22 protein-coding genes are annotated in these 25500 nt (G+C 40.2%); 12 read left to right on the top strand and 10 right to left on the bottom strand.

The annotated features are described in order from the left end of the window. Positions 1–42: 42 nt before the first annotated feature. Positions 43–1113: an o-succinylbenzoate synthase gene (locus NY014_RS06115; protein ID WP_259413675.1), complete on the top strand. Its 1071-nt coding sequence runs from the start codon at positions 43–45 to the stop codon at positions 1111–1113. On the opposite strand, the gene NY014_RS06110 is transcribed toward NY014_RS06115, so the two are convergent. Next, positions 1110–2150 (bottom strand): lactonase family protein, encoded by a 1041-nt coding sequence (locus tag NY014_RS06110; protein WP_259413674.1) that lies wholly within the window; start codon positions 2148–2150, stop codon positions 1110–1112. The two genes, NY014_RS06115 and NY014_RS06110, sit on opposite strands and share 4 nt — an antisense overlap. 230 nt (positions 2151–2380) lie before the next feature. On the opposite strand from NY014_RS06110, the gene NY014_RS06105 reads away from it, so the two are divergent. Continuing rightward, positions 2381–4915: a phosphoenolpyruvate carboxylase gene (locus tag NY014_RS06105; RefSeq protein WP_259413673.1), complete on the top strand. Its 2535-nt coding sequence runs from the start codon at positions 2381–2383 to the stop codon at positions 4913–4915. 75 nt (positions 4916–4990) lie between these two features. Here NY014_RS06105 and NY014_RS06100 read toward each other — a convergent pair whose 3' ends face one another. The 6 genes from NY014_RS06100 to NY014_RS06075 all read right to left on the bottom strand — a co-directional run bounded on the left by NY014_RS06100 (position 4991) and on the right by NY014_RS06075 (position 9206). Continuing rightward, positions 4991–5626 (bottom strand): hypothetical protein, encoded by a 636-nt coding sequence (locus NY014_RS06100; protein ID WP_259413672.1) that lies wholly within the window; start codon positions 5624–5626, stop codon positions 4991–4993. A gap of 11 nt (positions 5627–5637) precedes the next feature. Beyond that, positions 5638–6183, bottom strand: coding sequence for a DUF4136 domain-containing protein (locus tag NY014_RS06095; protein WP_259413671.1), 546 nt, complete (start codon positions 6181–6183; stop codon positions 5638–5640). Between the two features lie 16 nt (positions 6184–6199). Next, on the bottom strand, positions 6200–6793 hold the full coding sequence (locus tag NY014_RS06090; RefSeq protein WP_259413670.1) for a hypothetical protein: 594 nt from the start codon (positions 6791–6793) through the stop codon (positions 6200–6202). A gap of 2 nt (positions 6794–6795) precedes the next feature. Beyond that, positions 6796–7443 carry a DUF4136 domain-containing protein gene (locus tag NY014_RS06085; RefSeq protein WP_259413669.1) on the bottom strand — a complete coding sequence of 216 codons (648 nt, stop codon included), beginning with the start codon at positions 7441–7443 and terminating at the stop codon, positions 6796–6798. Positions 7444–7461: 18 nt separating this feature from the next. After that, positions 7462–7929: a hypothetical protein gene (locus tag NY014_RS06080; RefSeq protein WP_259413668.1), complete on the bottom strand. Its 468-nt coding sequence runs from the start codon at positions 7927–7929 to the stop codon at positions 7462–7464. Between the two features lie 65 nt (positions 7930–7994). Further along, the gene (locus NY014_RS06075) at positions 7995–9206 is read right to left on the bottom strand and encodes a BamA/TamA family outer membrane protein (protein ID WP_259413667.1); all 1212 of its coding nucleotides are present in this window, start codon (positions 9204–9206) and stop codon (positions 7995–7997) included. 523 nt (positions 9207–9729) lie between these two features. On the opposite strand from NY014_RS06075, the gene NY014_RS06070 reads away from it, so the two are divergent. Next, positions 9730–10566, top strand: coding sequence for an alpha/beta hydrolase (locus NY014_RS06070; RefSeq protein WP_259413666.1), 837 nt, complete (start codon positions 9730–9732; stop codon positions 10564–10566). Positions 10567–10586: 20 nt separating this feature from the next. On the opposite strand, the gene dinB is transcribed toward NY014_RS06070, so the two are convergent. Continuing rightward, positions 10587–11777, bottom strand: a complete 1191-nt coding sequence (gene dinB, locus NY014_RS06065) for a DNA polymerase IV (protein ID WP_259413665.1) — start codon at positions 11775–11777, stop codon at positions 10587–10589. Positions 11778–12251: 474 nt separating this feature from the next. On the opposite strand from dinB, the gene NY014_RS06060 reads away from it, so the two are divergent. The 5 genes from NY014_RS06060 (at position 12252) to NY014_RS06040 (ending at position 17384) form a co-directional block, all read left to right on the top strand. Continuing rightward, on the top strand, positions 12252–12653 hold the full coding sequence (locus NY014_RS06060) for a four helix bundle protein (protein WP_259413664.1): 402 nt from the start codon (positions 12252–12254) through the stop codon (positions 12651–12653). 203 nt (positions 12654–12856) lie between these two features. Continuing rightward, positions 12857–13555: an XRE family transcriptional regulator gene (locus tag NY014_RS06055; RefSeq protein WP_259413662.1), complete on the top strand. Its 699-nt coding sequence runs from the start codon at positions 12857–12859 to the stop codon at positions 13553–13555. 97 nt (positions 13556–13652) lie between these two features. After that, on the top strand, positions 13653–16307 hold the full coding sequence (locus NY014_RS06050) for a PQQ-dependent sugar dehydrogenase (protein WP_259413661.1): 2655 nt from the start codon (positions 13653–13655) through the stop codon (positions 16305–16307). 54 nt (positions 16308–16361) lie between these two features. Next, positions 16362–16970 (top strand): class I SAM-dependent methyltransferase, encoded by a 609-nt coding sequence (locus NY014_RS06045; RefSeq protein ID WP_259413660.1) that lies wholly within the window; start codon positions 16362–16364, stop codon positions 16968–16970. A gap of 51 nt (positions 16971–17021) precedes the next feature. Next, positions 17022–17384, top strand: a complete 363-nt coding sequence (locus NY014_RS06040; protein WP_135073439.1) for a DUF2116 family Zn-ribbon domain-containing protein — start codon at positions 17022–17024, stop codon at positions 17382–17384. On the opposite strand, the gene NY014_RS06035 is transcribed toward NY014_RS06040, so the two are convergent. After that, positions 17381–18181 carry an alpha/beta fold hydrolase gene (locus NY014_RS06035; protein ID WP_259413658.1) on the bottom strand — a complete coding sequence of 267 codons (801 nt, stop codon included), beginning with the start codon at positions 18179–18181 and terminating at the stop codon, positions 17381–17383. The two genes, NY014_RS06040 and NY014_RS06035, sit on opposite strands and share 4 nt — an antisense overlap. Positions 18182–18406: 225 nt before the next feature. On the opposite strand from NY014_RS06035, the gene NY014_RS06030 reads away from it, so the two are divergent. Genes NY014_RS06030 through NY014_RS06015 form a run of 4 tightly spaced genes read left to right on the top strand, consistent with a single transcriptional unit; the run spans position 18407 to position 24963 of the window. Further along, positions 18407–19012 (top strand): TetR/AcrR family transcriptional regulator, encoded by a 606-nt coding sequence (locus NY014_RS06030; protein WP_259413657.1) that lies wholly within the window; start codon positions 18407–18409, stop codon positions 19010–19012. A gap of 11 nt (positions 19013–19023) precedes the next feature. Continuing rightward, a complete protein-coding gene (locus NY014_RS06025) occupies positions 19024–20382 on the top strand; it encodes a TolC family protein (RefSeq protein WP_259413656.1) in 1359 nt (452 codons plus the stop codon). Between the two features lie 39 nt (positions 20383–20421). Next, on the top strand, positions 20422–21555 hold the full coding sequence (locus NY014_RS06020; protein ID WP_259413655.1) for an efflux RND transporter periplasmic adaptor subunit: 1134 nt from the start codon (positions 20422–20424) through the stop codon (positions 21553–21555). Between the two features lie 3 nt (positions 21556–21558). Next, positions 21559–24963, top strand: a complete 3405-nt coding sequence (locus NY014_RS06015) for an efflux RND transporter permease subunit (RefSeq protein WP_259413654.1) — start codon at positions 21559–21561, stop codon at positions 24961–24963. A gap of 124 nt (positions 24964–25087) precedes the next feature. On the opposite strand, the gene NY014_RS06010 is transcribed toward NY014_RS06015, so the two are convergent. After that, a complete protein-coding gene (locus tag NY014_RS06010; RefSeq protein WP_259413653.1) occupies positions 25088–25471 on the bottom strand; it encodes a single-stranded DNA-binding protein in 384 nt (127 codons plus the stop codon). Between the last annotated feature and the right edge of the window lie 29 nt (positions 25472–25500).

Genomic DNA, 25500 nt, shown 5'->3' with positions numbered 1-25500 from the left:
ATAGGCCATTCGATTAAACCCTATCAAATTCAATCAGAAGCTATGATTTTGAAGTTTAGCTGTATACCCAGAGTTTTGGATTTTAAATTTGAAGCAGGAACCTCCCGTGGGGTTTTGAAAAGCCGCAAAATTTGGTGGATTAAAGCCCAAGATTCAGGGAATCCTGATCGTTTTGGATGGGGGGAGGCAGCTCCACTTGTGAAATTAAGTATAGATGACCTTCCTGATTTTGAGGCACAAGTATTAGAACTCCTAGATAAGTTTCGATCTATTGACTTTCCAAAGGAAGAAAGAAAGACCCTTTCATTTATTCAATCCATTGTGCCTTCTCATTTGCCTTCTTTCCGGTTTGCTCTGGAGATGGCTATTTTGGACTTGATGCAGGGTGGTAGAAAGCGCTTTTTCCCCAACTCATTTTATGACAACAAGAAGCCAATACCTATCAATGGTTTGATTTGGATGGGGGAAAAAGAATTCATGCGTCAGCAAATTGATGCCAAAATTTCGCAGGGATTTTCTTGTATCAAAATGAAGATTGGAGCCATTGATTTTGATCAGGAATTAGGTTTGCTGAAATACATTCGGTCCGAATATGGAAATGAGGATTTGGTTCTACGTGTTGATGCGAATGGGGCTTTTTCACCGGCTGAAGCCATGGAAAAATTAGGAAAACTGGCAGACTTGGATATCCATAGTATTGAGCAGCCGATTCGAGCTGGGCAATGGGAGGAAATGGCTAGGCTTTGCGAAAAGACACCTTTGCCTATTGCCCTTGATGAAGAATTAATCGGAGTGAAAAATAAAGGCCCTCTTCTTGAGCAAATTAATCCGCAGCATATCATCTTGAAACCAACCTTAGTGGGAGGTTTTTTAGAAACAAAGGAATGGATAGCTGAAGCTGAAAATAGAAATATTGGTTGGTGGATGACTTCTGCTTTGGAAAGCAATATTGGACTAAATGCTATTTCCCAGTTAGCGTCAAGTTACGACCCTACCATACCGCAAGGATTGGGGACAGGACAGCTATACTACAATAACCTCCAATCACCATTGTTTATTTCCAATGGCGAAATCAAGTATAATTCAACTATTCCTTGGGAAGAACCTTCCTAATTAGAAAGACCAAATAAGTAAACCGGTTTGGGAACTTCTATGCTTAACGAGATAGGAGTCAATTTTCCTGTTTCTTTTTCTCTTTTAAAAACAACAATATCCTCTGAGGCTTGATGGGCTACCAATACATATTCCCCATCAGGAGTTAAGATGAAGTTTCGAGGCATAATACCACCGGATGAAACATGTTCAACTAATGAATAACTTTCATCTTCAGCTTTGGCAAAAACTGAAATAGTATTGGCGTCACCTCGATTTGAAGCGTAGAGATTTTTTCCATCAGGAGATACCCGAACTTCTGCCGCACCAACTGCTCCCTCAAATCCTTCAGGAATCAAAGAAAGCCTTTGTTTGGAGTTGATTCTGCCATTTTCATAAGAGAAAACTTCCAAAACAGCAGTTAATTCCTGAACCACGAATGCCTCTTTTCCATCTTGGGAAAAAGTCAAATGCCTTGGGCCATCTCCAGGAGTCATAGGGAATTCTTCGAAAAGACTAAAAGGTTCTGACTTTTCAGGTTCAAATAAGTAGCTGTAAATCTTATCAGTCCCCAAATCAGATACAAATAAATAGTGACCATCTGGACTAAAATTCGCACTGTGCACATGGGCAGATTCCTGCCTGTCCGTATTAACGCTGTTTCCGCTATGTTGTATTGTCTGCCTAGGAACAAGTTTGCCGTCTTCCTGCACTTTAATGATGGAGAAATTGCCTCCTGAGTAATTGCTCACAATTAGAAATCCATCTTGATATGACAAATGACAAGGATGGTTTCCATTAGAAGGCGTATTGTCAATCTGTTGAAGATTTTGGCTTTCTTGACCCCATTTAAAACTCAATACATTTCCGCCGGTGATGCCTTCGATTTCCTCAACTGAAAACACGAAATCATTTTCTGCTATTACGAAAGAAGGGTTTTGTACTCCAGGGGCAACAGTGCGAAGGGATAATGATTTTTCATCTGGTGAAAAATCCAAAATACTTATGCCTTCCTCGGGACCCTCGGTGTAAGATCCAACTAAAAACTGATAGCTCATCTTCTCAGTGGTTTCAAGGTTTTTTTCTTGGCATGAAAAAACAGCCAGGCAAAAAAGGATAGGGATGATTTTTTTCATTTAGAAAAGTACAAAAAAAATGAAAGCTAACTTGTCAAAATAGTCCTCTGAAAGAAAGAAAATGATTGAGGTTTCTTTTTGAAGAATTGCTAATTTTTTCGCTAAAAAGGCGAATTATTTTTAATTTAAGCCTACTTATTAAACCTATTGAAATGTATACAACCTACGATATTGAAGTAGCGAAAAGATTCACGATCTACAATTCACTTTTTCTGGATTTACCATTCGATAATATTTTTCGAACCGGTACCATGTTGCCTTTGTTGGCGACTTCTTGTCAAAAGGGCTTTGAAGACGGAAAGTCACCCAGGGAAATAATTGAGGGCTTTTTTGAAGAAATGATGCCCCAAAACTCCGAAAAGGAACAGAATGATTTATTGTTTCAAATGATCCAATATGTGGAGCGACAAGTGGTGCTTTTTGACTCAATAGAAGATGCTGCTTATGAAAAAATCAATGACCTAGGAGGAAAAGGATCTATCAAGGCTTTGATTACTCGGGCTGGAGATGATCGAAAAAAGGAGGAATTGATCGAGAAATTGAAAACCTTTTCAGTTCGATTGACTTTGACTGCCCACCCAACTCAGTTTTATCCGGGAAATGTCCTTGGGATCATTACCGATATGGAAGATGCGATTCGGCATGATGATATCGGCCGAATCAATTTGCTATTACAGCAATTAGGTAAAACAGGGTTCATCAAGCGAGAAAAACCAAGTCCATATGAAGAAGCAGTCAGCTTGATCTGGTATCTGGAAAATATATTCTACCAGAGTGTCTCAGATATTATGATTCGCTTGCTGAAAATGTTGGATCAGCCACTTCACACTTGGGAAAATCCGGGTCTATTGAAAATTGGATTTTGGCCAGGTGGTGATCGGGACGGGAATCCATTTGTAACTCATCAAACTACCATGCAGGTAGCAGAGCGCTTGAAAAAGTGGATCTTAAGATGTTATTATCGAGATCTTCGAAAGCTTCGGCGAAGATTGACTTTCAAGCATGTGGAGGAAGTGATGCTTCGTGTGGAACGAGGAATTTATGTTACGCTTTTCGAGGAAAAACCTGTTTTTCATAGTGCAGAACAATTGATCGAAGAACTCCTTTTAGCTAGGGAAGCTCTTATTAAACATCATGATGGGCTCTTCTTGGAATTACTTGATCAGTTTATTTTAAAGGTTCGGATCTTCGGTTTTCATTTTGCCTACATGGATGTGCGCCAAGATAGCCGTAAACATGATGGGCTTTGGGATGAATTGATGGGGATTGAAAAGGCAGAATGGGATTCCGAAGAAAGTGGGCAGATTGAGCAGATTTTGGCATTGAAGAAATTGCCGAAAGTGGAAGCTTTCAAGGATGAATTCCATCGTGAAATGCTTCTTTCGATTGAATCAATCGGTCATATTCAACGGGAAAATGGGGAGGATGCACTCCATCGATACATTATTTCCAATTGTCAATCCGCCAAACATTTATTAGAGGTTTTCCAATTGGCTAAGCTGACCTTGGATCAAGAAAATACAGGGCTTCCTTTGGATATTGTTCCTCTGTTTGAAACAGTAGATGATTTGGCGGCTGCACCTGAGATTATGAGTTTCCTCTATCAGCTTCCTGTATATCAAAAGCATTTGGAGCAAAGAGGGAACAAGCAAACCATCATGCTGGGATTCTCTGATGGAACCAAAGATGGAGGTTATTTAAAAGCAAACTGGTCTATTCTTAGAGCCAAGGAGGAATTGACTCGAGTTTCTAGAGAAAATGGAATTACCGTGGTGTTTTTTGACGGTCGGGGAGGGCCTCCTGCTCGAGGTGGAGGAAATATGCATAATTTCTATGCTTCTTTGGGAGAACAAGTAGAAAATGCCGAAATCCAAGTGACCATTCAGGGCCAAACTATCTCGGCTAATTATGGAAAACAAGCCTCCTGTACTTACAATTTCGAGCAATTGCTCAGCGCAGGGATGGAAAATCATTTGTACTCAGATGAGGAACGAAACCTTTCCGAATCTCAGCGAACGTTAATTGCAGAGCTGGCTGATAGTGGCTATGAGGCTTACAAGCAATTCAAAAACCACCCGAAGTTTGTTCCCTATTTGGAGCATGTCACTCCGCTCAAGTATTTCGGAATGACCAACATTGGCTCTCGTCCATTGAAGCGAGGAAAATCCGAGGGCTTGAAGTTCGAGGATCTAAGGGCAATTCCTTTCGTAGGGTCTTGGGCTCAGATGAAGCAAAATATTCCGGGGTATTATGGAGTTGGAGCTGCCATTTCCGAAATGGAAGAAAAAGGCAAGCTTAAGGAGTTGAAGAATTTATATCAGAGGAGCCTGTTTTTTAGAACGCTTTTGGGTAACTCTATGCAGTCTTTGAATAAGTGCTTTTACCCAGCTACCGCTTATTTGAAAAAAAATCCCGAGTACAGTCAATTTTGGGAATTAATGTTTGAAGAGTATCAGCGATCGATTGAGGCGATTAAGAAAGTTGCCGAAATGGATGAATTGATGAAGGATAATCCGGTGATCAAAACATCTATTTCTATCAGGGAAAAAATTGTACTTCCATTAATCACAATTCAGCAATATGCAATCCAGACTATGTTGGAAGATGGAAAGGATAAAGCAGTGCTTCAAAAACTGATTTTACGTAGTATGTTCGGTATCATTAATGCAGCTAGGAATGCCGCATAAATCTTGATGAACAAGAAATAAAAAACCTCAGCAGAGGTCCTGCTGAGGTTTTTTTGACGGTAATTATTGAAAATTTTATTCTGAAATAAGTCCATCCTTAATCAATTGCTTAACAATTGATTCGGCAAATGTTACGGAGAAGGTTTCCAAAGAAGATGGGTTGGTAGTTTCAGACTGGGAAGACCAAACAAGTTCTTCTGAGGCTACATCATATAGGTTTGCCTCTAAGTAATAATTTTTATCGGTGGTATAATATCCTGGATCATACATTACAGGGTTGTAGTAATTGTAATAACCCCAGAATCGACCATAGTACCCGTATCGCATTGGCGTGTACATTGTCGAGCCGGGTACGTATCGAGTCTCGTTTGTTTGGTCGAGAAGTGCTACTGTCAAGATCGCATCATTCCCCAATTCTCTAATTTTAGCTACAATTTCCTCTCTATCGGATTCCTTTGCCTTAAACCCGGGAGGAATTACTTCAAAACTACTTGAAGAGGAAATCCCATGAGATTGGATGAGATCCACAAGATCTTTTTCAACTGCCTGTCTGGCAAGAAAATTTTCTGTCAGCGCTGTTACAAATACATTATTGTATCCTTCCGCAGGTTTGCTTGGGCTTGTCCATGAGCCAAGAATTTTTACACTGGGGGAGCAAGAAATGACTGCCGCTACCAGTGAAAGCAATAAAATGAAATTGAATTTTTTCATATGGTTGAGTTTTAGTTGTCAATTTTAGCAAACAAAATATCGACTGCATCCTGAATGGTAGCAGGTAGATTTTTTTCTTTATTTGGAAGAGCTCGATCAATGGTTCCTATCCATACAGCCTCATTGCTTTGATTATCTACCAAATGCATGGTGAGACTACCCTCTTTGTACGTATTGACAGGAACCTCTCTTACAGACCAAGTATAGTTCCTTTGACCGGTATACATGAAGGGGTCTGTAGTAAGATTGGTTTCTCGGGTCTGAACTTTGTCCTGAACTCGGATTCCCAAATTAATCTTTAAATCAGGGTTTGAGCTATCTCTTTTCAATCCTCTCTCTTCCAGTTTTTTGGTGATGGCATCCTGAAGGTACTGAACGTTTTGAGTGAAGTTTGGTCCAGGTTCATCAGGGCCTTTCATTTCATAAAAATCAAATGTTTGATACTTCGCTAAATCAAAGTCATCGTAAATTCCCTTGGGCACTGTCACATACTTTTTTCCTGTACATGCTACAGCTATGCTTATTAGCAAAAGAAGAATGATATTAGACTTTCTCATAGGTGGAGTTTTTAGGTTAATTCAAAAACACTATTCCGAAATTAATCGAAACATTGGATTGTCCATCAAGATTAGAAGTGGCGAAGGAGGAATTATATTTTGCTCCCAATTTGAAACCCACCGAATTTGAAGGCTGAAGTATCACACCCAACTCCGGTCTTATGGCGAACTGCCAATGAGTTTTTTCAGAAGTGAAAATACCCATATCTATCCTTCTGTCCTGAGCAATTGTTCCAATGCCTAGTCCCGCATAAGGTCTTAAAGATCCTTCCACAATTGGGAAATAAGTTCCGGTTACTAGAATAGGGAATGCATGCTGATATCGATATTGGATACCTGACAGCGAAGCAGAACCTTCTGTGTATACTTTTTGATCTTCTTTTTTATAAAGAGTCGAATAGCCGATTTCTCCCCCAACAGCGAATGTCTTTTTAATAAAACGCTGGTATTGAATATTGACTCCTCTCAAGGCTACCTGATCGATAAAATCAGCTGTATTACCAAGTGGTATAGTTAGGGGTACTTCAATTGTAAAAGCGGATTGTTGCGCCAACAAGGTGTTTAAGCCTAGTAAGCCAAAAGTGAAAAGGAAAACAAATATTTTTTTCATGATTAGTTTGCTAAGTATGGTGATTGAGAAAATGCCTGATCAATACCATTTGTAATTCTTGTGGCTACTTGATCTTTGCTGCCTTCCAAAAGTCCGTTTACAATAGCAGACCATTGAACGGGGACTTTGTCAGCTGGGCTTTGTCCTGCAGGATTTACCATTTGGATAAAAACAGTTCCGGTTCGGATTCTAGAAACTTGAGGTGGATAATATCCAGGATAATACCAGCCCCATCCAGGACCCCATCCAGGATACCACCAACTCCAATACCACCAATCATAATAGATGTACAACTGATCTGTTTGCAAGGCAGAAGGAAGTAAGATTAAATCCGGATTTGCTGATTTATCTACTTCTCTATAGCCCAATGCATTCATATTGGACCGGAGGGAATTAATAATGGTGGTTGAGTAAACTGGATCCAAGAATTCAGGCTCATATCCAGGCTCGCCACCAACTAATTCGGTTGTGATTTTGATTACTTTGTCGGGAAGTGAATAAGTCTCCTGACCGGTGAAATCAAAGTCTTGGTTATGATTCGTGTAAACAATGTCCAATTCATCCACATAAGTGGGTTCGGCTGGAATACAGGATCCAATAGAGATGGATAATAATCCTAAGAGGATCCAGGATTTAAAGTTATGCGTCATGTTGTAAAATAAAATTGATTAAAATTCGCCAATGAAAGGCAATTCTTGTTGGATTGAGTTTCGAATAGTATTGTGAATGTAAGTGTCTAACTGAAAGAATTTGGCTGCATATTTTGCAGTGGTAGCCTTTTTGAGTTTTTTATAATACTTGGAATGCAATTTGGATAAGGCTGCATCATTTTTTAAAGTACTTAAAGCCAGTGAATTGGCTATTTCATCATCAATTACATCATATTTATCCAAATAATCTTCGATGATCAAGATCCGTTCTCTTGCCAATAACTGCCGTTCTGCCTCATACTGTTGGTAAACAAACCAAAAGCCTTGAGTTAAAGGCTCTGGAAGCTCCATCACGGCTTCTACGATCTGTCTTTTTTCCATCCCAAATTCTGCCTGAATTAAGGTGATTTCATCATTGATGTCTTGTGCTAGCGCTATTCCTCCCAATAAAAAGAAGGAAATAAATAGAAGGCTAATTTTTTTCATACTGTCAAAAAAGGTTAATGGATTAATTATTTAAAATATTGCTAGTTAAAAGGCTGGAAAAACGGTTAAAATGATTCGTTGATATTTAGGTAAAAGCCTGAATTACCTTTTCTGCCAAAGGCATAATCAGCAGAAATTGTGGTTCGATTTTCTTTGTTGATCATGACCCGAAGTCCAAGACCATACCCTGGATTGATGCTTTCCAATAATTTCTCACTATTGAATTTACTGCCAAATGAGTTAGCATTCAAGAAAATAGTGCCCCCAAAGGTTTCTTTGTTTTGCTGAAGTGGGAAGCGGTATTCAACTTCTGAATACAGCATATTTTCACCTCTAAACCTTCCTTGGGCATATCCACGTCCACTTCTACCAAACATATCCCAGCCTAGTGAGGGTAGGTTCATGTAAGGAAGATTTCCTGTCATTAGGAAATTCCCATAGGCCCAAACTCCTATCAAATGTCTTTTTCTGTCTGGATTTAGATTGAAATAATGACGGTAGTCCATCAATAAAGTGGACGAAGATTGGTCAGATCCTAAAAACGAGGGATTGATTTTCAGGGAGACAAAGGCATAATTTTTCTCGTAAGGAGAAACTGCTACATCCCGGTTTTCATAGATTGCATTCAGCGTAATGCCCGATAGGGTATAGGATTCAGTGTCGAAACCATGGAAGCTGTTGTAGGTATCATGGGTGAATTGTCCCTGAGTTTCCGTTTGATCTTCTAGAAGGAAGTTTTCGATTTTGGAATGAATGTCTAAATGATACCCCAAACCCAAATAAAAATTGCTGTCTGATACTCTTTTTAAAACGGTCTCGTAGAACCGAATCAAACTAAAATCCATTTGTTGCTCACCCCATAAAATCCCCGGTGGTTCACGAAAAAATGGGTCTTGACTAGGTTCATTGGGAGTGCTGCTTCCTAATCCATAAGTCGGTTGGGAGGTGATAAAATACCTCCAATCTCCCATTAAAATCAAGCGATTTTCATGGGTGAAAATATTACTGCGGATACTAAATATCCATTGCTTTTTAGTGGTGTAGAGTAAGTTTCCAACCAAGTTGGAGAGCTTGGTGGATTCAGGGTCTCCCATATACCAGGTCGCTGAAGGGGCCAAGCCAAACATCCAGCCATTGGCGGGGTTGGATGCCACAGCTGGTAAGGGGACTAATTTAAAATCGTTGAATTTATTAGGCTGAAATTCCTGCTGATCTTGAGAAAAGGAAAATTCAAAGATAAAGCTCCAAAAAATCAGGGTTAGAAAAATAGTTCTCATGAGCTTTGTTTATTCAGTGGTGTTTAGACTCGTCAAATGAACGAATTATTAGACTAAACATCAGGAAATCTTATGTAAAACACAAAGAAATTAACTTTCGCTATTTCCTTCAGGCCCAAATTATTTTTTAAAGCGAGGATTCATCAGATTTTAACAAAAAAGAAAGCTCCCAAGGGAGCTTTCAACCATGTCTTCATCAACTAAACTATAAGAAAAGCTTTACTCTCCGTATGAGCAGCAAAACATACTTTGACAATGGTACTACAAATACTCACGGAGTATGCTTTGGGTTCTGGCTTTAAGCTATTTTATGATTTCAGGATAAATTTCCCTACTAGTGGTTAATTTTCAGGATTAACTAAAATACTCAAAATCGGGCATTTAGACCGATCGTCAAATTATCGAACACCTTATTTTTAGTTCAAAATTTTGGGAATATTCTATGTCTAAATAGCTACTTTGGTACAAGTCAAAAACGATTTGTTTTTCTTTTGTAATTTCAGTTTTTCAAAGTCTATTCTTTATGCAACATCTCGAAACCAGCTATCAAACTCCTGATGGAATGAAACTTTATCTTCAAGCCTGGATGCCAGGAAAATCAAAAGCATCCATTCTTCTGATTCATGGTTTAGGGGAGCACAGCGGGAGATATTCTGCATTAGTTGAAGGATTGGTTGAATTAGGAGTTGCAGTTTTTACGTTTGATGAGAGAGGGCATGGGAAATCATCCGCTGATGGACCAACAGCTTATGTCGATTCTTATGCAGATTATTTAAAGGATATACAGGCTTTATATGGTAAGGTAAAAGCTTATGTCCCCGGTGTTCCTACATTTATTTTTGGGCATAGCATGGGAGGAGGTTTGGCCGCAGCTTTTGCACTGAAATATCGACCTGAAACAAGCGGGATAATTCTTTCCGCTCCCGCTATCAAAGAAGCAGAAGGGACATCCGCATTATTGGTGGCGCTTTCAGGAATTTTGAATAAGATTTCTCCAAAGTTGAAAGCTTTGGCTTTGGACATTGAAGGGATTTCACGCATTCCTGAGGAAGTAGAGAAATATAAAAATGATCCCTTAGTCTATCAGGGGAAAATACCCGTACGGACGGGCTATGAACTGTTGCAAATGATGCGATATGTTCAGGATCAGGCATCACTATTTGATTTTCCATTTTTGGTTATGCATGGCACCGCGGATCGGCTTACCAATCCCAAAGGGTCCCAAATACTTTTTGAAAAATCACCCTCATCAGATAAAACCCTTCGCATGCTGCAAGGAGCCTATCATGAACTTCTCAATGACCTAGACCGAGAAGAGGTTCTCCGTGAGATTTTGGAGTGGGTTAAGGAAAGAATGTAAAAAAAACATCATTTAGTTTTTCAAACTTCCACCCCATTAAAAGGATTGAACCTTCTCCTTCCTACGGCCATGGCCACAGCCCGGCAGACGGTTTTGTCACCGTATTTTACGTTTAGCTTGTCGAGGGCTTGATAGAGGTTGATTTGCTCTTGGCTGTCTTCGAAGAGATTGATTTGATAATTGCCATAGACCAGGTGGCTGAAACGAACTCCGATCAGGCGAATCAACAGACGACGGCTGTACAGCTTACGGAAGAGTTCCTTCACGATCGGCAATATGCTGTGGTCTGCCGAAGTATAAGGGATTCGCTGCTGCATGGTATGTGTCTCAAAATCCGAATAGCGAATCTTCACGCTTACACAGGCGGTGAGTTGGCCTTTCTGTCTAAGCTTGGAGGCGAGTTGCTCGGTCATCGCCACCAGGGTCGCTTCCAGCATTTTCACATCAATGGTGTCTTCTTCGAAGGTGTTTTCGGAGGAAACAGACTTCGCTTCGGAGTAGGGGATGACCGGATTGCGGTCGATTCCATTTGCCTTTTCCCAGATCATCTTTCCGTTTTTTCCGAAGGTCGCTTCCAACAATTGGGAGGGCATTTGCTGCAGTGTCTGTACTTTTTTCACCCCCATGTTGTAGAGGGTTTGGGAGGTTTTCTCACCGATCATGGGGATTTTACGTACCGAGAGTGGAGCAAGGAAAGGCTTTTCCTGCCCGAAAGGAACTTGTTTTTCATTGTTGGGCTTGGCTTCACCCGTGGCAACTTTGGAGACGGTTTTGTTTTCAGACAGTCCGAGAGAAATGGGAAGTCCAGTTTCCCTGATGATACGATGTCGGAGTTCATGAGCCAATTTGAAGCAGCCAAAAAATCGATCCATACCTGTCAGGTCCATGTAGAATTCATCGATGGAAGATTTCTCAAAAAGAGGGACGGATTCCTTGATGATTTCAGTGACTTCGTGGGACTTTTGGCTGTATTTTTCAAAATCTCCCCGAACGATTACTGCTTCGGGACAAAGCTGCCTCGCCGTTCGCATGGGCATGGCTGAGTGCACTCCGAATTTTCGTGCTTCGTAGCTGCAGGACGCAACTACCCCTCGATCGCTCGAACCTCCAATCAGGATGGGTTTGCCATTCAGTCGGCTATCAAAAAGCCGCTCCACCGACACAAAAAATGAATCCAGATCCATATGCGCAATATTCCGTTTCCCCTCCATAGCCTTTTGTTAATTATTTCAACATTTTAATGTTTATAATTTAATCAATATTCTTACATTTGGGAGAGGGGAGTGGCGGAAGTTGTCATAATACTGATAGGAAATATGATAGAAATACACCTCCCTTTGGTCGGTGAAATAAAGTGGAAATAGGCTTTGCGAAATACGATGGAAATATGTCTCGTTTCGCTCGACGAAATACAATTAGATAGATCGGATTATCAAAAAGTTGTTGGTAACTAGTTAAGTTATGGGGACTAAGGGAAAATTTATACCGCTTAGAGACTTGGAAGTCTATCGATTAGCTAGAAAGTTGTCATTGTAAAAAAGATATGCTTCACTTCGTTCAGCGAGATAGTCTATCTGTCTGCAGAGCTATCTTTAAAAATATCTGCGTAGCTGTCTTGAGATAAGAAGATAGGCTACGCTAGATATATTTCACTTCGTTCAGTGAGAAAAAAAATTTAAGAGATCATGAGTAGTAAAAAATCAAATTACATTCCTCTCAAAGAGCTTGATATCTATGTTTTATCAAGGAGACTTTCTGCGTTAGCTTGGATCATTTATCAAAGGTTAGATTACCAATTGAGAAAAACTTGGGGGAATCAAATGATAAGTTCCATGGATTCTGTGGGAGCCAATATCGCCGAAGGATATGCGAGATTCCATTTTTTAGAAAGAATTCGATTTTACTATATCTCGAGAGCATCACTATCAGAAAGTGTTGAACATTGGATTGATTTGGGATTTGAGAGAAAAATTGTAACTGAAGAGGAATGCAAAGAAATCAAGACTGTATCAAAGGAGCTTCAGATCAAATTAAACCATCAAATTAAAATTGCTTATGACGCAAAAGATAAAGACTTATCAAAGTAGTCTATCTGCTCGCAGGGCTATCTTAAAAAATATCTGCGTAGCTATCTTGAAATAAGGAAGATGAGATATGGCTTCGCCAAAGATATGCTTCACTTCGTTCAGCGAGATATGCTATCTGCCCATAGGGCTATCTTAACAAAGTATCTGCGTAGCTATCTTAAAGAATATCTTACCAATTGTCATTCTAGAAAAGTTTAAAAAACATGCTTCTTAATACAAATCTCAAATTCCTCCGAAAAAAGAAAAACTTAACCCAGCAGGAACTGGCAGATAGGTTGTCGATTTCCCGCTCGAAATTGGCGGGATACGAATTGACCATTACTCCTCCCTTGGATATTCTGGTCAAATTCTCCGAGTATTTTGGGGTTTCTCTGGATATTCTGATCAAAGAAGATTTGTCTTCTTATTCCGAATACAAACTCCGGGAATTGCTGGAAACAGATCAGTTTCTCCGGGGAAGAAAACTCAGGATTCTTTCTACTACAGTGGATGCGGATGGTAGAGAACTGATTGAAGTGGTTTCCCAGCGGGCTAAGGCCAGTTATTTGGCTGGTTTTGCTGATCCTGAATTTATCTCTGAATTGCCTCGCTTTTCTTTGCCTTTTTTACCTACGGATAAGAAGCATCGAGTATTTCAGGTTGACGGAGATTCCATGTTGCCGATTCCCGATGGAGCATGGATTATCTGTGAATATGTGGATGATTGGATGGGGATTAAAGATGGGGATCGCTATGTGATTGTTACCGAGCAGGATGGGGTTACTTTTAAAATCGCCTATAATCGGATCAAGACTGATCAACAACTTTTACTTTGTTCCTCTAACCCAATTTACCCTCCTTTTGAGGTAGCTATTGATCAAGTTCGGGAAGTATGGCGGTATCGCTTGCTAATGAGTGAGTGATATGCCAAAGGCAATTTCCTCCATTTCCACCATTGGTTTATTCCTTTGGGGATTCCTTCCTATCTTATCCCCTCAATAAACCTAAAAAGCCTTTCGTATGAAAAATCGCTTGTCTTTGGCACTTATCGTGTGCTGGGGAATGATTTGGAGCTGTACCCCAAAAGACGTTGATCCTTTTGCGACTATCAAACCTGATGAAAGTCGATTTACCAAAATATCCCTCGTTGAAAAACTCAATGAACCCATGGAGCTGGAGGTTATGGATAACGGGGATGTACTTTTTATTGAGCGGGCAGGGAAGTTGAAATTGTACGAAGCAGCTACTGGGGAAACCACCGTGGTAGGGGAATTGAATGTCTACTTGGAGCATGAAGATGGTTTACTGGGTTTGGCAAAAGACCCTAATTTCAATCAGAACCACTGGATTTACCTTTACTATGCACCTTTAGATTATTCTCCGGATGTCAATCGGCTTTCCCGGTTTGAGTTTAAGGAAAACCGGCTGGATTTAGCATCTGAAAAGGTGATTTTAGAAATCCCCGTTTTTAGAGGTTGCTGTCATTCTGGTGGCTCTATCGAGTTTGATGCCAATGGCTTGCTATACCTTTCTACTGGAGACGATACCACACCCTTTGAATCTGATAACTACAATCCTATCGACGAGCGTCAGGATAGACCTGCCAATGTAGATGCACAAAAGACCTCAGGGAATACCAATGATTTGCGGGGAGCGATTATTCGAATTAAACCTGAGCCAGATGGAACTTACAGCATTCCTGAAGGAAATTTATTTCCTCCCGGAACACCCAATACCCGACCTGAAATCTATGTGATGGGTAATCGGAACCCTTATCGGATATCCTTGGATCAGCATAATGGCAATCTTTTTTGGGGAGAAGTGGGTCCAGATGCTTCAGTGGATTCTGCAAGACGAGGCCCAAAGGGTCATGATGAAATCAATTTGGCTCGAAAACCAGGCTTTTACGGTTGGCCCTATTTCGTGGGGAATAACAAGCCTTATTGGAAGTATGACTTTGCTACGCAGGAAAGCTTATTTGAATTTGATCCTGCAGCTCCGATTAATACTTCTCCAAACAATACAGGATTAGAACAACTGCCACCAGCTCAGCCAGCTTTGATTTGGTACCCCTATGATGAATCCGTGGAATTCCCCATGCTAGAGACAGGAGGTAGGAATGCCATGGCAGGACCTGTTTATTACCGAGAAGACTATGATAAGTCGGATGTTCGATTTCCTGGCTATTACAATGGAAAATTATTCATCTTCGATTGGATGCGAAATTGGGTTTTTACGGTGAATCTTACAGAGAATTTTGAGTACGATACCATGGAGCGTTTTATGCCTTCTACTCAATTTGTGAAGCCCATTGATATGCAATTCGCAAAAGACGGTTCGCTTTATGTTTTGGAATATGGAACCTATTGGAGAGCTCAAAACGATGATTCTGGCTTGTATAAAATCGAATTTGCACCGGGGAATCGCCAGCCTGTTGCTAAAGCTTCAGCCAGTCAGCGTACTGGAGCTGCTCCGCTTTCTGTCCGGTTTTCCTCAGAAGGTTCCATTGATTTTGATCCTCAGGACAGTTTGACTTATTCTTGGGATTTTGGGGATGGTTGCTCTGAAGTTTTTGACCCTAACCCTAGTCACACTTTTGATTCTCCGGGATCTTATCAGGTAGTGTTGACTGTGAAAGATTTGGAAGGAAAGCAAGCCAATGCTTCCTTGGAAATCCAAGTGGGTAATGAAAGGCCAGAGGTTTCAATTCAATGGAATGGAAATCGCAGTTTCTATTTCGAAAATGATGAGGTTCCTTACTCAGTTCAAGTTTCAGATAAAGAAGATGGAAGTATTGATTCCGATCAAATTGATTTTACCATCGATTTCATTGCCGGAGGCTATGATTTAATTCAAGCAGGTCATCAAGAAGAGCAAGTTTCCGTAGGTGAAAACTTCATTACCCAAGCCGGTTGTAAAGCCTGTCACGCCATCGAAAATGAATCCGTCGGGCCTACTTATCGAGATGTTTCCTCTAAGTATAAAGGCCAAGGCGAGGCAAAAGCATATTTAATTGATAAAATCCGCAATGGAGGTGGAGGTGTATGGGGTGAGCGAATCATGCCGGGACATACTCACCTTCCAGAGGATCAAGTATCTCAAATGGTTGATTTTATTTTGGGCTTGGAAGATCCTGATTTTGGAAAAGAAAAATTACCGCTTTCTGGCACTTTCAAAATTGATCCAACTGAAAACTCTGAAGGATATTATTTGATTCAGGCAAATTATACCGATCAAGGAGCGAATGGCATGGATCCTTTGCGAGGCAATGATCAGTTTGTCTTACGAAATCCAATGATAAAAGCCTTCACCGCTGACCGATTTGAAAATACTGCCAAAGCCAATGCGAATGGTTTGAATTTTATCCGTTATACGGAAAAGGATTCTTGGATAGCATTCGATCAAATCGATCTAACTGGAATCAAGCAATTGCAACTTTGGGTAAATCCAGCGGGAATCAAAGGCGTATTAGAAATTCGGACAGGAAGCCCCGAGGGACCAATTCTAGGTAAGACTAGAGAACTGCAGCAAGGGAATCAAAGCGGATATTTCCCAGTAACTGTCAATTTGCAGGAGTCGAATGAAATTCAAGATTTGTATTTCGTTTTGCGTACAGATTCGGGAATTTCCATTTGGAATACCTTCAATCTCGATCGTATTCTTTTCAAACGCTAAGTGAATGGGGAACTTTCCGGTTCCCCATTTTCTTTCTTATCAAAAATTAAAATCATGAAGCAATTTTGGGATGACCGCTACGCTGCTGAAGAATATGTTTATGGGAAAGAGCCTAACCGTTTTTTTCAAGCCAAACTTCTCGATTTAAAACCTGGGAAAGCACTTTTTCCAGCAGAAGGAGAGGGGAGAAATAGTGTGTTTGCAGCTGAGAATGGTTGGGAAGTTTATGCTTTTGATATTAGTGATTCTGGGAAAAAGAAAGCAGAGCGATTGGCTGCAGAGCGGAACGTAACAATCCATTATCAGGTTGGAACGTTGGAGCAAATGAATTTTGAAGCTGAAAGTTTTGATCTCTTAGTCTTGATTTTTGCGCATTTTCCTGGAGAAGTTCGCCACTCTTTGCATCAAAATCTGCTTCGGTTGCTAAAGCCGGGAGGCACTTTGATTTTGGAGGCTTTCTCAAAAGAGCATTTGAAGTACAACTCGATCAATCCAAAAGCGGGAGGGCCAAAAGATGTCAATATGCTTTTTTCCAAGGAAGAATTAGACCGGGATTTTGGTCAGTTGGACTGGTTGTATTTTGAAAAGACGGTAACTGAGATGATGGAAGGGGATTTTCATCTTGGGCTTTCTTCGGTCATTCGCTTAGTAGCAAGGAAATAGTTGTTTGTATTTTTCAACTAATTTTATAAATTCAAACAAACTTTTTAAATCATGGAGAAAAAGACTTGTTTGAATTGTGGAGCACCTTTGCAAGGGCGTTCCGATAAGAAATTTTGTGATGATCAGTGTCGGAATAATTACAACTATAAGCAGTATGCCGACAATAGTAATTTTATCCGACGGATCAATCATAAGATCAAGAAGAATCGGAATATTTTAGAATCCTTCATTCCTTCCGGTGAGGATATGGCGAAGACTACCAAAGATAGATTGCTCAGAGAAGGGTTTGATTTTCAGTATCAGACGCATACCATTGAGACCAAGAAGGGGAGCATTTACCACTTTTGCTATGATTATGGCTACCTGCCCTTGGATGGGGATTGGTATCTGATCGTACGGAGAAAGGAAAATTAAGAAGACTCTTTTTTGAGATATTCCACCGTTTTTGTAATTAATTGCCCATGGCCAACAGGTAAAATCACTTCTTGTATTTGAGGGATTTTGGACGAAAATCGGTTCAAATTTTCATGGGTTATCATCTTATCGTATTCTCCGATGAATAGCTTGATTGGAGTCTTATTTTTTTTAGCCTGACGAATAATTTTTCCTAAATGCAAGTGAATTCCACCGAAAACTCTCCAAGTAAAGTATACCTGAGCCCGTTTGGAGCGGGTTTCCATTTGGGTTTGCACAAATTTCACAATACTGCTTTCGAGTAATCCTGCTGAATTCAGACCATTCATCAATCCAAAAAATAAGTGAGGCTTGAAAATCACACCTTTGAATACTCCATGAAAAGAGCCCGGATAGCTGGAGATGCTATACCATAGTCCTGTTTTAATTCCATCTGGAGCAAGTAGGGTCAGGCTTTGAGCTTCTCTATTAAATAATTCAAAAGTAAGTAGGGCAAACTTTCCACCCATACTGTATCCGATTAGATGAAAATTTTGAAAACCTATTTCCTGCTTAAGTTTTTGGATGAATGCTTTCCAGGTATTTTTTGAAAGCGGTTTTTTCGAATCAAACCATTGACTTTTTCCATGGTAAAAAATGTCTATGTAAATGAAGCGTTGATTTGGTTTTCGAATTTGGCTGAAAGGCTTCATGTCCTCCATACTCTGCCCGAACCCATGAAAAAGGAGCACGGTTTCTTCTCCCTTACCTTCGATTTGGTAATGGAGTTTTCCGAATGGATTTTGGCTGAATTTCATCGAAAAGTTAAAAAGCAGCACTAAAATTATAAAAAATCAAATTTCCTATTTCAAAAAACTTAGAGTACAAAATTTTGTATTACAAAAATACATTTTTGTTCGAAACCGAACGTTTTAATGATTTTTTGATAATTGCTCACGAAATAAAATTTCAAAAAAAACTTTGGAAACTTTGAACATTCTAATCGTTTCCATAGTTTTGTCGGCCTAAAGAGAAAAGTAGCCATGCGCGAAAAAATATTGGAAGCGGCGATAGAGCAGTTCTCAAAGTATGGGGTCCGAAGTGTCACCATGGATGATATTGCCAGGCATTTGGGAATATCAAAGAAAACGCTCTATCAGGAATTTTCTGACAAAAAGGAGTTGGTGAAGATTGCTTTCGACCAGATTTTGAAGCACGACCAAAATAATATTGAGGCTTTAATGAATGGTTCGGATGATCAGGTGATCGAAACCTTAGTTCATTTATCTCGGATGATGCGCGAGCGTTTGCAGTCCATCAATCCAATCACCATTATGGAAGTTCAGAAATATTTTCCTGATGCTTGGCAAATATTTGTTCATCATAAAGAGGAAGTGATTCTTTCTCAGATGATGGAGATCCTTGAACGAGGCAAAAAGTTGGGCTATTTCAGGAAGGAAATAGAAGTACCGATTTTGGCCAGAATCCGAGTAGATCAAATCACTAGCGCAATGGATTCTACAAATTTCCAAGATGCAAATTATGATATCGTCAAGATCCAATTGGAAATGATGGATCATTTTCTCCACGGAATATTCACAGAAAAGGGACGGGAAGCTTATAAAACTCAGCAAGAACATACTAATTGAATCTCATTGAAATGAAAAAAATATTCATTCTATTCTTTTTTGGTTTAGGTCTGGCATATCAGGCTCAATCACAGGAGATTGTTGAATTGACCTTGGAGGAAGCATTGACTTTCACCTTGGAAAACAACATTGACGTCAAGAATGCACAGCTGGAAACCTTGATTGCCAAGGCAACTATCAAGGAGACCACTGCATCCGGACTTCCTCAAATCACAGGGAATTTTGACCTGAATTACAATCCATCTATTCCTGTTGTCTTTCTACCTAATCAGCCTCCTTTTGGTGATCCAAGTATTCCTGGAGATGTGATTCCGGCAAGATTTGGGGTGAGTTTCCAATCCAGTCTGGGAGTGAATGTTCGCCAGATGATTTTTGACGGTTCCTTTTTCGTTGGTCTTCGGGCAGCCAAGACCTATCGGGAGTTGACTGACTTGGATAAAATCAAAACTGAAAATGATGCCATCGAGGCAGTAAAGAAAGCTTATTTCGGGGTTCTAGTAAATCAAGAGCGGATTCGTCTTGCTGAAGCGAACCTATCTCGAATTGATACCTTATTAGCAGAAACCAGATCATTGAATGAAGCTGGGTTTGCTGAAAAGGTAGATGTTTCTAGAATTCAAGTTCAGCGAAACAATACCTACTCTCAATTAGAAAGAAGCCGGACAGCATTGGAGATTAGTGAGCAAATCCTAAAGCTACAAATGGGGCTTCCTATGGAGTATGATGTGGTACTTTCTGAGACTTTGGCAGAGTTGAATCCGATCGACGAAATCAATGCGCTTTTATTAGAAGAAGGAATGGAGAGAGTGGAAGTTTCTCAGTTGAATACCAATTTGGAATTGGTCAAACTGGATTTGAAAAACAACCAATCTCAATATATGCCAACGATCGACTTTGTGGCAAATGGTATTCGATCCGGTGCCGGAAATACCTTTAATACTGTTTATGACAAGCAGAATTGGTTTGGTAGCTCCTTGCTTGGAGTAAGTATGCAAATCCCAATTTTTGATGGTCTATTAAAAAGCGCAAGGATTCAGCAAAACCGAGTTCAACTTCAGCAATTAGAGAATCAAAGATTTTTCTTGAGAGAAAGCATTAAAAATGAGGTTTATACAGCTAAGTCTAATCTTCGAAACGAGTTGAATATCCTTCGGGTACAGCGGGAAAATCTTGATTTGGCTCGTGAGGTATATGACATAGCCAAAATCAAATACCAAGAGGGTGTCGGATCCAATTTGGAAGTAGTGGAAGCCGATGCAGCTCTTATTGAGGCAGAAATCAACTATCTAACTGCCCTTTATGATGGATTAGTAGCCAAAGTGGATTTGGAAAAAGCCTTAGGAATATTGAAAAACGATTTAATAAACTAAACCAACACCTTTCCTTCCGGGAAATTATAAATCAAACACATGAAAACAATTTTGAGATTTTTACCCATCACATTTGCTCTAGTAATGAGTTTTGCTTGTGCGGAGGATGAATCAGTGGATGCTAAAAAAGCGAAACTGGAGGAGTTGAAGGCTCAAGTGGTTGAATTGAATGGAGACATTCGGGTCTTGGAGGCAGAACTTATGCAATTGGATCCTGAATTTGCGAAGCAAAATCAAAAGTCTGTTTTGATCACCACAGCAGATACTAAAAAAGAGCGCTTTGAGCATTTTGTGGAAGTGACAGGTTCTGTCTTATCCAAAAAGAACGTGAGTATTTCAGCCGAGACAGCAGGTCAGGTTTTAGAAATTCCTGCAATGGAGGGAATGCGCGTCAAAAAAGGCGAAATCTTGGCTAGAATCGATGCTGAGGTAATTCAGCGAAATATCGATGAAGTTGAAAATTCATTGAGTTTGGCAAATACGCTTTTTGAAAAGCAAAAGAGATTGTGGGAGCAGGAAATTGGAACTGAGGTCCAGTACTTAGAAGCCAAAAACAGAAAAGAAGGTCTTGAGCGAAGCCTAGCCTCTTTGAAAACCCAACTGGATAAATCTATCGTGAAGGCGCCTTTCGATGGTACTGTTGAAACAGTAACCGTTCGATTGGGTGAATTAGTACAACCAGGATCTCCAATGTTCCAGTTTGTAGGAGAAAGTGATCTCTTTATTGAAGCAGATATTTCCGAAGCTTATGTAGGAGTTTTGGGAAAAGGTGACTCTGTACGTGTAAGTTTCCCGTCCATAGGGAAAGAAATCGAAACTCGAGTTTCAGCTGTTGGTGCTATTATCAACCCAAACAACAGAACCTTCAAAGTGGAGGTGTACCTTCCAAAGATGGACCTAGTAAAGCCTAATATGCTGGCTATTTTGGATATTAAGGATTATGAAAATCCAGAAGCAGTGGTAGTACCTTCCAAATTGGTTTTAAGTGATAATAGAGGTGACTATGTCTTTGTCGTTCGAGATGGAAAAGCGGTCAAAACTTACATTCAGAGAGGAAAGACTTTCCAACAACTTACTGAGGTTTTGGAAGGCCTAACAGGTGAGGAAAAATTGGTGGATAAAGGATTCCGCGAGGTAGGGGATAATTTCAACGTAACTATTGCACAGCAGTAAGTCATGGCCGAACAATCAAGTCCAAAAACAACAAGAGAGTTTGGTTTGACCAGTATGAGTGTGGATAATTCCACCTCAGTGGTCATTCTAACACTGATTATTACCGTCTTGGGATTGGGAGCCTATCGGACCATGCCCAAGGAGAGTTTTCCAGAAGTAGTAATTCCTACTGTCTATGTGGGAACACCATATCCTGGTAACTCGCCGGTGGATATGGAAAACCTAATCACTCGTCCGATTGAGAAGGAACTCAAATCATTAAATGACGTCAAGGATATCAAATCCACATCCGTTCAGGATTTCTCTTCCATTGTCGTGGAGTTTAACCCAGGAGTAGAGATTTCTAAGGCTATTCAGGACGTAAAGGATGCAGTTGATAAGTCTAAGAGTGAATTACCTTCAGACTTGGATCAGGATCCAAATGTCTTAGAAATCAATACTTCGGATTTCCCGATTATGAACGTGAATATCTCGGGAAATTACTCTGAAGCTGAACTGAAGAAATTTGGAGAGTATTTGGAAGATGAAATCGAGAAGCTTCCAGAAATTTCAAAAGCAGACTTGGCTGGTACCGTAGAGCGGGAAATTCAGATCAATGCCGATCCTTATAAAATGGAGTCGGTAGGTGTGACCTTTGATGATATTGCGAATGCAGTTCGATCAGAGAATGTAACCATTTCAGGAGGTAGCATTCGTGGGGGTGATTTTCAGAGAACCTTGCGGGTGGATGGTGAATTTACCGACCCGATGGATATTCTAGATGTAATTGTCAAAACCGACAATGAAAAAATCGTCTATCTCCGCGATGTGGCTGAGGTCAAGGATACCTACAAAGACAGAAGTTCTTATGCTCGGATGAAAAACCTTCCTGTAGTAACCATCAACGTGGTGAAGCGAAGTGGTGAAAACCTATTGAACGCTGCCGACCAAATCAAGCAAATCATTGACGAGACAAAAGCGAATCGTTTTCCACCGGATTTGGAAATTACCATCAATAATGATCAAAGTAAGACTACTCGAACTCAGGTAAATGACTTGGAAAACTCCATCATCTTTGGGGTGATTCTGGTGGTTTTGGTTTTGATGTTTTTCTTGGGATTCCGAAATGCCCTTTTTGTGGGTTCAGCGATTCCTTTGTCTATGTTTATCTCCTTTTTGGTACTTAATTCCTTTGGAATCACCTTAAACTTAATGGTTCTTTTCTCACTGATATTGGCTTTGGGGATGTTGGTGGATAATGGAATTGTGGTAGTAGAAAATATCTACCGATTGATGTCGGAAGGAAAATCCCCAATGCGAGCCGCAAAAGAAGGAGTGGGAGAAGTGGCCTGGCCAATTATTACATCTACAGCTACCACACTAGCTGCCTTCTTGCCATTGGCCTTCTGGGAGGATACGATTGGAGATTTCATGAAATATCTTCCAATCACCCTGATCATTGTACTTTCATCTTCACTTTTTGTGGCATTGGTGATCAATCCTGTTTTCACCTCCATGTTCATGAAAGTGGAAGATGTAAATAAGGTAAAGTCAAAAAGAAAACCGATTACTGTTGCCGGTGCATTTTTGATCCTTTCTACCCTTTTCTATTTGACTGGGTGGACTGCCATGGGGTCTCTTGCTTTGGTTGCCTCTATTTTGACTTTATTCAATGTGTTTCTTCTTAGAGGAGCGATTAAATGGTTCCAAACCGTCTTTTTGGTTCGATTAGAGAATGCTTATGAACAAACTTTGAACTTTGCTCTTAGAGGGAAAAATCCTTATTTCTTCTTTTTTGGAGTAAATATTCTACTGATTCTATCAGTTTCCCTTTATTTCGTCAGAGCGCCTAAGGTATTGTTCTTCCCAGATAATCAGCCACAATTGGTCAACGTCTATGTAGAATTCCCAATTGGAACGGATATCGAAGCGACTAATGAATTTGTGGATGAATTTGAAGATCAGGTAGCGAATGTGTTGAAGGATTATCAGGACATCATCGATTCCATGATTTCTCAGGTAGGTGAGGGAACCGGTGACCCAACAGAAGGTAATTCTGGACAAGCCACTCCTCACAAGGCAAAAATCACGATTGGTTTCGTGGATTATATTGAGCGTCAGGGAATCAACACCAATCAAGCCATGGAGAAAATCCGTGAATTGGCGGAGAACTATCCTGGGGTATTGATTACTGTTGATAAGCAGCGGGCTGGTCCGCCGGTTGGTAAACCAATCAATATTGAATTTTCAGGGGAAGATTATGACCAGTTGATTACTTATGTGAATCAGACCTTGGAATTTATAAATAGTAAGAATATCCCTGGTATTGAAGAACTTAAGACAGACCTTTCTTTGGGAAGTCCTGAGTTGATCGTAGATATTGACCGTGATAAAGCGCGTCGATTTGGGTTATCTACCTCGACTATCGCAACAGAATTACGAACATCCCTATTCGGCTTGGAAGTATCCAAGTTTAAGGAAGGGGAGGATGATTATCCTATCCAACTTCGTTTGGATGAAGAGTATCGATATAATATCGATGCCTTGGTCAATAAGAAAATTGGCTTCCGAGATAAGTTTGGAACGAAGCGGGAAGTTCCTGTTTCAGCTGTGGCTGATGTTAAATTCAGTTCGACTTATGGTTCTGTGAAGCGTAAGGATTTGGAGAAAGCGGTAACTATTTACTCCAATGTATTGGATGGTTATAACGCTACCGAAATCAACAACTCTATCCGGGAATATTTGGCTGGATACGATGTCCCTGATGGAATCACTGTCAAGTTTACAGGAGAACAAGAAGAGCAGGTAAAATCCATGGAGTTCTTGGTGCGTGCGCTAGCAATTGCAGTATCTCTTATTTTCTTGATCATCGTTGCCCAGTTTAACTCCGTGACTACGCCGTTTATCATTATGGCTTCGGTGGTCTTGAGTACTATTGGAGTATTCCTTGGTTTGGTGATTTTCAATATGGATTTCGTAGTCATCATGACGGGTATAGGTATTATCTCTTTGGCGGGTGTCGTTGTAAATAATGCCATCGTTTTGATAGACTATACCAACTTGGTTAGAGCGAGAAAACGAGAGTCTTTAGGAATTGGTGCAGATGAATTCCTTTCCTATAATGATTTGGTCGGAAGTATCGTTGAATCTGGAAAGACTCGACTTCGTCCAGTGCTTTTAACAGCAATTACCACAGTGCTTGGATTGATTCCATTAGCCATCGGAATGAATATCAATTTCGGTTCCTTGTTGAGTTCTTTTGACCCACAATTTTATGTGGGAGGGGACAATGCAGATTTCTGGGGACCAATGGCCTGGACAGTAATATTTGGGTTAACCTTTGCTACATTTCTTACGTTAGTGATCGTACCAGTTATGTATTTATTGGCCGATAAGGTAAATATGAAGTTCCGTAAGGTTAAAAATTAAAACATGATTGATTTAAGGTTGGTGGTTTTTTAAAACAAAACCCCCGGGACAATGTCCTCGGGGGTTTTTCTTTTTCAGGTTTTGGTGCCTGAAAAGGTTAGTCTAGAAGTCTCAAAGTGACTTTTTAGAAAGGAAGATCAGCTTCTTCAGTCACTGCACCATTTTCTTGATTTTTGGCACTTCCCATGAAAAGGAAATCATGAACTACGATTTCGGTAATGTAGCGCTTAATACCGTCCTTATCCGTGTAGCTGCGGTTAGAAATTTTTCCCTCAATCGCGATTTCTGATCCTTTGGAAGTATACTTCTCCAAAAGCTCCGCTTGCTTTCCCCAGATCACCAAATTGTGCCAGGTGGTTTCAGTGACTTTCTCACCTTGCTGATTCTTGTAAGTTTCATTAGTCGCGAGACTTACCTTTCCGATCTTAGATCCGGACTCTAGAGTTTTTACTTCGATGTTGTCGCCCATGCGACCGATTAGTTGAACTTTGTTTCTTAGCGTGTTCATGATTACGTGTGTTTTGGTTAGAAATTTTT

The organism is Algoriphagus limi, assembly GCF_024919275.1.
Lineage (GTDB): Bacteria > Bacteroidota > Bacteroidia > Cytophagales > Cyclobacteriaceae > Algoriphagus > Algoriphagus limi.
Note: the sequence above shows the minus strand (reverse complement) of the source record. Positions and strands in the feature narration are given on the sequence as shown.